At 69.1% G+C, this 8462-nt stretch carries 12 protein-coding genes; 9 read left to right on the top strand and 3 right to left on the bottom strand.

Annotated elements, in window-relative coordinates:
* Positions 1-287 precede the first annotated feature (287 nt).
* The 5 genes from Vqi01_RS20530 to Vqi01_RS31635 all read left to right on the top strand — a co-directional run bounded on the left by Vqi01_RS20530 (position 288) and on the right by Vqi01_RS31635 (position 2860).
* Positions 288-740, top strand: a complete 453-nt coding sequence (locus tag Vqi01_RS20530; protein WP_204036444.1) for a GNAT family N-acetyltransferase — start codon at positions 288-290, stop codon at positions 738-740.
* Between the two features lie 702 nt (positions 741-1442).
* The gene (locus Vqi01_RS20525; RefSeq protein WP_204036443.1) at positions 1443-2312 is read left to right on the top strand and encodes a helix-turn-helix domain-containing protein; all 870 of its coding nucleotides are present in this window, start codon (positions 1443-1445) and stop codon (positions 2310-2312) included.
* On the top strand, positions 2305-2502 hold the full coding sequence (locus tag Vqi01_RS20520) for a DUF397 domain-containing protein (RefSeq protein WP_204036442.1): 198 nt from the start codon (positions 2305-2307) through the stop codon (positions 2500-2502). The genes Vqi01_RS20525 and Vqi01_RS20520 overlap by 8 nt, the downstream gene beginning before the upstream one ends.
* 56 nt (positions 2503-2558) lie before the next feature.
* A complete protein-coding gene (locus Vqi01_RS20515; RefSeq protein WP_204036441.1) occupies positions 2559-2747 on the top strand; it encodes a hypothetical protein in 189 nt (62 codons plus the stop codon).
* Positions 2744-2860: a ribosomal protein L7/L12 gene (locus tag Vqi01_RS31635; RefSeq protein ID WP_204036450.1), complete on the top strand. Its 117-nt coding sequence runs from the start codon at positions 2744-2746 to the stop codon at positions 2858-2860. Before Vqi01_RS20515 ends, Vqi01_RS31635 begins: the two co-directional genes overlap by 4 nt.
* A gap of 467 nt (positions 2861-3327) precedes the next feature.
* On the opposite strand, the gene ligD is transcribed toward Vqi01_RS31635, so the two are convergent.
* Complete coding sequence (ligD, locus tag Vqi01_RS20505) at positions 3328-4353, bottom strand: non-homologous end-joining DNA ligase (protein ID WP_204036440.1); 1026 nt, start codon at positions 4351-4353, stop codon at positions 3328-3330.
* A 47-nt stretch (positions 4354-4400) separates the two neighbouring features.
* Here ligD and msrB point away from each other — a divergent pair, with 47 nt between their 5' ends.
* On the top strand, positions 4401-4811 hold the full coding sequence (msrB, locus tag Vqi01_RS20500; protein WP_204036439.1) for a peptide-methionine (R)-S-oxide reductase MsrB: 411 nt from the start codon (positions 4401-4403) through the stop codon (positions 4809-4811).
* 130 nt (positions 4812-4941) lie between these two features.
* On the opposite strand, the gene Vqi01_RS20495 is transcribed toward msrB, so the two are convergent.
* Both Vqi01_RS20495 and Vqi01_RS20490 read right to left on the bottom strand, forming a co-directional pair.
* The gene (locus tag Vqi01_RS20495) at positions 4942-5688 is read right to left on the bottom strand and encodes a lytic polysaccharide monooxygenase (RefSeq protein WP_204036438.1); all 747 of its coding nucleotides are present in this window, start codon (positions 5686-5688) and stop codon (positions 4942-4944) included.
* A 98-nt stretch (positions 5689-5786) separates the two neighbouring features.
* The gene (locus Vqi01_RS20490) at positions 5787-6062 is read right to left on the bottom strand and encodes an isoamylase early set domain-containing protein (RefSeq protein ID WP_204036437.1); all 276 of its coding nucleotides are present in this window, start codon (positions 6060-6062) and stop codon (positions 5787-5789) included.
* Between the two features lie 193 nt (positions 6063-6255).
* Here Vqi01_RS20490 and Vqi01_RS20485 point away from each other — a divergent pair, with 193 nt between their 5' ends.
* The 3 genes from Vqi01_RS20485 (at position 6256) to Vqi01_RS20475 (ending at position 8388) form a co-directional block, all read left to right on the top strand.
* Positions 6256-6516 (top strand): metallothionein, encoded by a 261-nt coding sequence (locus tag Vqi01_RS20485; RefSeq protein ID WP_204036436.1) that lies wholly within the window; start codon positions 6256-6258, stop codon positions 6514-6516.
* Positions 6517-6644: 128 nt separating this feature from the next.
* The gene (locus Vqi01_RS20480; RefSeq protein ID WP_204036435.1) at positions 6645-7085 is read left to right on the top strand and encodes a GNAT family N-acetyltransferase; all 441 of its coding nucleotides are present in this window, start codon (positions 6645-6647) and stop codon (positions 7083-7085) included.
* Between the two features lie 205 nt (positions 7086-7290).
* Complete coding sequence (locus Vqi01_RS20475) at positions 7291-8388, top strand: lytic polysaccharide monooxygenase auxiliary activity family 9 protein (RefSeq protein ID WP_204036434.1); 1098 nt, start codon at positions 7291-7293, stop codon at positions 8386-8388.
* The last annotated feature ends 74 nt before the right edge of the window (positions 8389-8462 follow it).

The following is an 8462-nucleotide window of genomic DNA, read 5'->3' as shown; positions in this document are numbered from 1 at the left end:
AAGCCACCTACCAGATGAACATCGACACCCTCGCCAACTGGATCGCCACCCGCGGCTACTCCGCCACCAGCTGACGATCCAACAACCGAACACACACACCAAAGGGCCGCCCCCACAAGGGGGCGGCCCTTTCGTCGTCCCCGCCCCCGCACACCTGCGAACCGACGACAGTTTCGGGGAAGTTGTCCGCCACACCAATCGGTGCGGTTCGGCCGCCACAGCAGGTGGTGGTTGGCGGGCCTGGCTCTGCCGTGCATCGGTCCGGGCCGGTATGGGATTCTCGCGGGATGAGCGACGTGATCTTCCGTGAGGCGGTCCGGGCCGATCTGCCCGCCGTGCTCGACCTGCTCGCCGACGACATGCTGGGGCGTACCCGTGACGTCGGCGAGGTCGACGCCACCTACGAGAAGGCGTTCGCGGACATCACCGCCGACCCGCGCAATCAGCTCGTGGTCGCCGAGTCCGGCGGCGAGTTGTTGGGCTGCATGCAGCTCACCTACATCCCCGGGCTCGGGCGGCACGGCACCGAGCGGCAGCTGATCGAGTCGGTCCGAATCCGCTCGGACCACCGGGGCCGCGGCCTGGGCCGCAAGATGATGACCTGGGCGATCGACCAGGCCCGGCTGCGCGGCTGCGGTCTGGTGCAGCTCACCACCGACAAGACCCGCCACGACGCGCACCGCTTCTATCTCGGTCTCGGCTTCGTCGCCAGCCACGAGGGCATGAAGCTCAACCTCTGACCCCTGTCGTCGGACCAGCCGGGGCCGCCCGACGTCGCAGGCAAAGACCGACGCCCAGAAGCCGGTCAGCGTGGCGAGGCCCGAACCGTGGGTCATGGTCCGGGTGGAGTTCCGGATCAACCAGAAGTCACCTTCGGGCAAGACGATCGCCCAGCCGATCGGGTCACCGTCCTCCGCCGCGAGCACCAGTAGTTCCGGCTTCCTGTCGACCTCGATCTCGGGCAGATCCTCCACCCCGACGGGCCACCGCTCCTGCTCCTCGCTCACCGGTAGCTCGCCCGATTGCATCGCCACGTCGGCTGCTCGACATGTCGCTGTCCCGCCCGCGCCCTGAGCAGTCGTCGCTGCCGAGCCTGGCCCGTGGCCATGTCTCCCACCGACCGATCCGCCCGGCCGGCCGCGCCCCGATCGGCACGCTCCCTGCCGGCACGCTCCCTGCCGGCACGCTCCCTGCCGGCACCGGCGGATCTCACCACCACGTCGATCGCTTCATCCGTCCTCTGGAACCACTTCCACCGAGCCACGCCGAACCTCCCAAAGCCAGCGGTCAATCTGCCCGCAGCCAGAATCCGGGCAGCTCGATGGACTACGCAATGCTCTTCGTGAGACAGTCGGCTTGGGACACTCCTTTCGCTTTGTGATGCATAAGCCGTCTCACGGCGAGCCCGATGACGTGTCAGCATGAGACAGGGAGGGCGACCGATGGTTGAAGTCGGCTCTACGGTGCCTCGACGGCAACTTGGGCGGCTGCTCCGCCAGACCCGGGAGCAGGCCGGGATCGGCTTGGAAGCCGCCGCCGCAGATCTTGAATGGTCCCGGGCCAAGATGTACCGCATCGAGTCGGGCCAGACCCCGATCCGGGCATTGGACGTCGAGCAGATGTGCCGGCTCTACGGCGCCTCGCCGGAGATGTCGGAGGTTCTGGTCAGCCTCGCCAAAGAGTCCAAGGGCAAGGGCTGGTACCACGCCTATGGCGAGGTGATCCCCCGCTGGTTCCAGCTGTACGTGGGGCTTGAGGCAGCCGCAAGCCGCATCCGTACCTACGAGCACGCCCTGGTTCCGGGCCTACTACAGACTCCCGAGTACACCGCGGAACTGGCGCGGACCCAAGCCGGCGGCGCTACCGACGAGGAGATCGCGAAGCACGTCGAACTGAGGATGGAACGCCAACGCATCCTCACCAGGAATCGGCCTGCGGCTCCGATGGTGGAGGCAATTTTGGAAGAAGGTCTCTTGTACAAGACCACGCCAGGTATGACCAATCAGATCGACAAGTTGATCACCGCCAGCGATGCTCCCAACGTTACGGTCAGGGTGCTGCCACTCCGCAGAAGACTCAGCGACGTGGCTGTGGCGGGGAACTTCGTGATCCTGGATTTTCCAACACAGGGCGCCAGGTCAGCCGAGCCCACAACCGTGTACAACGAGGGCCTGTCCGGCGCGCTATACCTTGACCGGGTGGCAGAGGTTCGAGCATATGCCGAGGTCTGGAACCAGCTCAGCGCCGAGGCGTTGAGCGTCGAGGAATCCCGCACTCTTATGCGGCGGATCAAAGAGAGGCACCATGACTGATCTGACCGGCGCGACGTGGCGCAAGAGCCGCCGGAGCACCGCCCAGGGCAACTGTGTTGAGGTGGCGGACAATCTTCCCGGCGTCGTGGCTGTCCGGGACAGCAAGGACGTTGACGGGCCGGCGTTGCTGTTCGACGCCTCCCAATGGCGGTCCTTCGTGAGCGGCGTGAAGGGCGGCGCCCCGAGCTGACTCCTGACGCGGAGTTCCCTTGCCCCGCCGCAGAGCGGCCTGCTTCGATCACCGGCATGGACTTCCTTCTCGCCTTCTTCCTCGTGCTCGCGATCAGCCTCCTGCTCGCGCAGATGCCAAGCCGGCGGGAGTCGGCCCGCACCGCGTACCGGCTGGCCGAACTGGAGCGCCGTCTGGCGCTGGTGGCGCAGCATCTGGGAGTCCCTGATCCCGACACGCTGCCGGTCGAGTCCGGGAGCACCTGACCCGGGGCGACAAGATCAAGGCAATCGCGGCGTACCGGGAGGTCACCGGTGTCGGCCTGGCGGAAGCCAAGGAGGCGGTTGAGGCAGCGGTTCGTCGAGGCCCTCAAGGGTGAACCTGACCAACCCGGGGCAGCGGAGGCGATCGCGGTCCATGGACGGCTGGACTGCCCCACAGTGACTGCGGACGGAAGGACCTTCATGGACGAGAGCAACGGGACAGTGTTCCGCACGTCCGCCCGTCTCGTGTTCCTCTTCATGCTAGTGATCGGCATGCTGGCCTGGGTTCTCGTTCAAGCCGTGCTGTCACTCGTCGCTGGGCGGCCGCCTGCCGACCTGATGAGCGGCGTCGCGTCAGGCGTTCTCTACGCCGTTCTCTTCAATGTTTTCTGCCTCGTCCTACACCGAAGGAACTGGTCATCGGTCGAGGTCACCCGCCCAGCGCTGAGGCTCACCGAGCGAGGGCGGACGGCTCTCCTCCCGTGGCCCCAGCTAGCCCCTCGCCCCCACGGCAATCTTGGACCGTTGCTGCCCCCAGAGGGGCATTCCGGGTCCAAGATCCACTGCATGACGGGTGCGCGGGTCAGCGGGGGCGGTCGCGGTCCTTGGAGGGTTGAACCCGCTTCGGTTCGCCGGGCATCTTCGGGTGGTCGGGCGGGTAGGGCAGGTCGCCCTCGCCAACAGCGGCGTCCCGTTCGGCCCACTCCAGCAGCGGCGTGATGTCCCACCCGGCGTCGTCGATGCCGGCGTGCGGGTCACCCCGCTGGGCCAGCCGCTCCGGCACCGTACGCAGGTCGAAGTCGTCCGGGTCGACGTCGGACAGCTCGTCCCAGCTGACCGGGGTGGAGACGGTGGCCCGGGCGTTGGCCCGCAGCGAGTACGCGCAGGCGATGGTGCGGTCCCGGGCCATCTGGTTGTAGTCCACGAAGACCCGCTCGCCGCGCTCCTCCTTCCACCAGGCGGTGGTGACCAGGTCGGGGCGGCGGCGGCCCAATTCCCGGGCCAGCGCGATGGTGGCCCGGCGCACCTCCACGAACGTCCAGCGCGGCTGGATGCGCAGGTAGACGTGCACACCTCGGCCGCCGGAGGTCTTCGGCCAGCCGGTCACCCCCAGCTCGTCGAGGATCGCGCGCAGCTCGGTGGCGGCGGTAGCCGCGTGGGCGAAGTCGGTGCCGGGCTGCGGATCAAGGTCGACCCGTAGCTCGTCCGGGTGGTCGACGTGGGCGGCGCGCACCGGCCACGGGTGGAACACGATGGTGCCCATCTGCGCCGCCCAGGCCACGTGGGCCAGATCCGCCGGGCAGAGCTCCGCGGCCTTGCGCCCGCTGGGGAAGCTGATCTCGGCGGTACGCACCCAGGGCGGCACGCCCCGGCCGGGCACCCGCTTCTGGAAGAACATCTCGCCCTCGACGCCGTCGGGGAAGCGCTGGAGGGTCGTCGGTCGGTCGCGCAGGGCGCGCATGATGCCGTCACCGACGCTCAGGTAGTAGTGGAAGACGTCGGCCTTGGTGAAGCCGCGCTTCGGGAAGATCACCCGGTCCGGGCTCGACAGCCGTACGGTGTGCCCGGCCACCTCGATCTCCTCGGCCGCGGCCTTCGTTGCGCCCATTGCGCGACCATATGCGATGGGTCCGACGTTCGACGTACCGTTGAGAGGTGAGTCTTCCCGACAGTGAACTGCCCCGCACCGAGGACGAGTGGCGGGTCCGGCTCAGCCCCGAGGAGTTCCGGGTGCTGCGTGAGCACGGCACCGAGCCGGCGTGGACCGGCGAGTATGTCGACACCAAGACCCCCGGCATGTACCGGTGCCGGGCCTGCGGTGCCGAGCTGTACCCGAGCGACACCAAGTTCGACTCGCACTGCGGGTGGCCGAGTTTCGACGACGCCATCCCGGGCGCGATCAAGGAGGTCGAGGACAACAGCCTCGGCATGCGGCGCACGGAGATCCGCTGTGCCCGCTGCGACAGCCACCTCGGGCACGTTTTTCACGGCGAGGGTTTCACCCCGAAGAACACCCGGCACTGCGTGAACTCCCTCTCCATCCGCCTGGACCCCAGCACCACCTGACCGCCCCACCCCCCACCTCCCCGTTGATCATGAGGTTAGCGGCACTTTGAAGATCAACCACTGCCGTCAACCTCATGATCAACGCTGGGCAGGCGCTGGGCAGGCGCTGTAGGCGCTGGGCAGGCGCGGATCAGACCAGGAGCCAGAGCGCGGGTACGTTCGGCGGCTCCCACCCGGCGAGGGCGGTGTGCGCCTGGCGGCAGCGGTACGTACGCCCGTCGTAGGTGACCTGGTCACCGACGGCGTACGCGCGACCCGCCGTCCAGGTGCCGCTGGCCGGCGGGGTGCTGGTCGGGCCGACCGTCGGGGTGGGCGACGGCGCCGGCTGGCTGGTCGGGCTCGGGCTGGGTGTGGGGTTGGTTCCCCCGTCGCCGATCTGCAGGTCGACGCAGGAGTAGAAGGCGTTGGCGGTGTCGGCGATGTTCCACACCGCCAGCACCTTCTGCCGGCCCGGGTAGCCGGAGAGGTTGACGGTGTGCGAGACGGTGGCGCCGGGCTGACGCCCGCCGCCGGAGAAAACCGCCACCCGGTTGTTGCCGATGAAGTACTCCCAGTCGCGGGTGGCGTGCTGGGCGGTGTTGACCCAGGTGAAGGTGACCGTGGTGCCGACCGAGGTGGCGGGCCAGCCGCGGTTGTCGTCGTTGAGGACGGCGAAGTGCGCGATGTTGGCGTGGCAGTTGCGCAGCCCCTTGGGGCCTTCGACGCTCTGCGGCTCCCACCGGATCTGCCCGCAGTCGGGAACGCGGTTCTGGGCGCAGAGCGCCTGACGGCTGGGCGGCGACGAGACGTAGCCGTGGGCCTGGGCCGGGGTGGCGACGGCCAGGGTGGCGACCATGGCGCTCGTCATCATCAGTGCGAGGGTGATTCTTCGGCGCATGACGGCAGCTCCTTAGCGGCGTGTTGCCTGGTGAGGTGCCACCAACATAATTTAAACATTCTTAACAGTAAAGACTGTTATCAATAAATCTTCCCCCCTCACAGCACCAGCAGGCCGCCCTGCTCATCCACCTGGTCGGCGGACTCGTCGTCGAACCACAGACCGCCGGTGGCCAGGTAGCGAAAGCGGTGCTGGCCGGGGCCGAGGCGTACGGTCACCGTCCGGGTGCCGTCCCGGCGAGGCACCAGCACGTGCTGACCGGGCTGCCACCCGTTGAAGGAGCCGACCACGCTGACCGTGCCGGGCGGGGTGTCCCGCGGAAGGCAGAAGGTGATCCGGGTCTGGGTGCCGAAGAGTCGGTTTCGCTTGATCATCATCGTCCTCCCGGTTCGCGATCTCTACGGACCGGCGGCCGGGCCGCCGCCACCGGCCAGGTCATCCAATACAACGGCCGACACACCGACGCGACACGCCGCCCCACCCGGGTGACCTGGACCGTTTCCACCCGGCTTCGGTGCCGGCAGGTCGCACGCTGGGCAAAACACCGACGGCGAGGGGGATGGCACCGTGGCGACGTGCGAGGTCTGCGGAAACGACTACTGGATGACCTTCGAGGTACGCACGGTCAGCGGCGACGTGCACACCTTCGACTGCTTCGAGTGCGCCGTGCACAAGTTGGCGCCGATCTGCGAGCACTGCCAGATCAGGATCGTCGGGCACGGCGTGGAGGTGTCCGGCCGCTTCTTCTGCTGTGGGCACTGCGCCCGGGCCGTGGAGACCGAGCAGGGTGCCGAGATCCGCGACGCCGTCGGCGCCCGCCCGAGCTGACCCCACAACCGCCACCCCGGAGCGGCCACCCGCAGCGGTCACCCACATCCGGTCACCCCGGAAGCAGCCACCCCGGAAGCAGCCACCCGGGAGCGCCCGCCGGGTCGTGGACGCCCTAACCTGGCGGGATGCCGAGCCCGGAACTACGGGTCGCCGCCTTCGCCGACCTGGACGCCCGCACCTTCCACGACCTGCTGCGACTACGCGTCGACACCTTCGTGGTCGAGCAGGAGTGCGCGTACCCGGAACTCGACGGACGGGACGTCGAGCCCGGCACCCGCCACCTCTGGCTGGCGCTCGACGGCGCGCCCGTGGCGTACCTGCGAATCCTGGCCGACCCCGGCGGAGTGCCCAGGATCGGGCGGGTGGTGGTGGCACCGGCGGCCCGGGGTGGCGGGCACGCCGGGCGGTTGATGGCCGCGGCGCTGGCCGAGATCGGCGACCGGCCGTGCGTCCTGGACGCCCAGTCGCACCTGGTGGGCTTCTACGCTCGGCACGGCTTCACCGCCAGCGGCCCGGAGTACGTCGAGGACGGCATCCCGCACATCCCGATGCGCCGCCATTCCTGAGCGGCCGGTCAGCCGTCGGCCCGGCCGACAGTCGGCTGCGATCGCACGCCACCTCCCGGAAAACGTTTTCCTCATTGACGTACGCCGATTGCTTGTGTCATTCTTCCCATCGAGCCAGCATGATCGGGGCCACGCAAACCGGCGCGGGAGGGGCAACTCCCGGGCGTCTGGGCGATGTCGATCCAACGACTCCCCTGGGGGCTCCATGTCCAAGATACTCAGATCATCGCGCGCGCTGTGCCTGCTGGCTGTCGCGGCCGTCGCCACGCTGCTCAGCACCGCGCTGGCCGTCCCCGCGTCGGCACACGGCTCGGTGGCCAACCCCGTCTCCCGCAACTACGGCTGCTGGCAGCGCTGGGGTGGTGACTTCCAGAACCCGCGGATGGCCACCGAGGACCCGATGTGCTGGCAGGCGTGGCAGACCGACACGAACGCCATGTGGAACTGGAACGGCCTGTTCCGCGAAGGCGTCGCCGGCAACCACCAGGCCGCCATCCCGGACGGCCAACTCTGCTCCGGCGGGCGCACCGAGAACGGGCGCTACCGGGCGATGGACGTGCCCGGCGCCTGGCGGACCACCTCGGTCGCCAACAACTTCCGGCTCAAGTTCTACGACCAGGCCAGTCACGGCGCCGACTACATCCGGGTGTACGCCACCCGGCAGGGCTACGACGCGCTGACCACGCCGCTGGCCTGGTCGCATCTGGAGCTCGTCGGCCAGATCGGCAACACGCCGGCTTCGCAGTGGCAGCAGGAGCCCGGTGGGGTATCCGTCGAGGTGCCGGTGAACGCCCCGGGTCGCACCGGCCGGCACGTCATCTTCACCATCTGGCAGGCCAGTCACACCGACCAGTCGTACTACATCTGCAGCGACGTGCAGTTCGGCGGGGGCTCCACGCCGCCGAGCAGCCCGCCGCCGACCACCGCCCCGCCCACGACCGCTCCCCCGCCCACGACCCCGCCGACCACCGCCCCGCCCACGACCGCGCCGCCGGCGGCGGGCGCGTGCGCGGCGACGTACCGGGTCACCAACACCTGGTCCGGCGGCTTCCAGGCCGAGGTGCAGGTGACGGCGGGCAGCGCGCCGATCCGCGGCTGGCGGGTGAGCTGGACGTACGCCAACGGCCAACAGGTCAGCCAGGCCTGGAACGCCACGGTCAGTTCCAGCGGCTCCACGGTGACCGCCACCAACGTCAGCTACAACGGCAGCCTCGGCGCCGGAGCCAGCACCACGTTCGGGCTCCTGGCCTCGAGCAGCGGCACCAACAACACGCCGACGCTGACCTGCACGGCGACCGCCTGACCCCGGTCGGGGTCGCGCCTTCTCCCTCCGGCGCGGCCCCGACCGGCCGGCGTGTGCGGCCGGCGTGAGCCGCC

This window comes from Micromonospora qiuiae (assembly GCF_016863555.1).
GTDB classification, from domain to species: Bacteria; Actinomycetota; Actinomycetes; order Mycobacteriales; family Micromonosporaceae; genus Micromonospora; species Micromonospora qiuiae.
This window is presented reverse-complemented; position numbering and strand designations above follow the sequence as displayed.

Excerpts from the sequence above, each read along its gene's own strand:
- Vqi01_RS20530 (WP_204036444.1), top strand. The coding sequence starts at position 288 with ATGAGCGACGTGATCTTCCGTGAGGCGGTCCGGGCCGATCTGCCCGCC.
- Vqi01_RS20525 (WP_204036443.1), top strand. The coding sequence starts at position 1,443 with ATGGTTGAAGTCGGCTCTACGGTGCCTCGACGGCAACTTGGGCGGCTG.
- Vqi01_RS20520 (WP_204036442.1), top strand. The coding sequence starts at position 2,305 with ATGACTGATCTGACCGGCGCGACGTGGCGCAAGAGCCGCCGGAGCACC.
- Vqi01_RS20515 (WP_204036441.1), top strand. The coding sequence starts at position 2,559 with ATGGACTTCCTTCTCGCCTTCTTCCTCGTGCTCGCGATCAGCCTCCTG.
- ligD (WP_204036440.1), bottom strand. The coding sequence starts at position 4,353 with ATGGGCGCAACGAAGGCCGCGGCCGAGGAGATCGAGGTGGCCGGGCAC.
- Vqi01_RS20495 (WP_204036438.1), bottom strand. The coding sequence starts at position 5,688 with ATGCGCCGAAGAATCACCCTCGCACTGATGATGACGAGCGCCATGGTC.
- Vqi01_RS20490 (WP_204036437.1), bottom strand. The coding sequence starts at position 6,062 with ATGATCAAGCGAAACCGACTCTTCGGCACCCAGACCCGGATCACCTTC.
- Vqi01_RS20480 (WP_204036435.1), top strand. The coding sequence starts at position 6,645 with ATGCCGAGCCCGGAACTACGGGTCGCCGCCTTCGCCGACCTGGACGCC.
- Vqi01_RS20475 (WP_204036434.1), top strand. The coding sequence starts at position 7,291 with ATGTCCAAGATACTCAGATCATCGCGCGCGCTGTGCCTGCTGGCTGTC.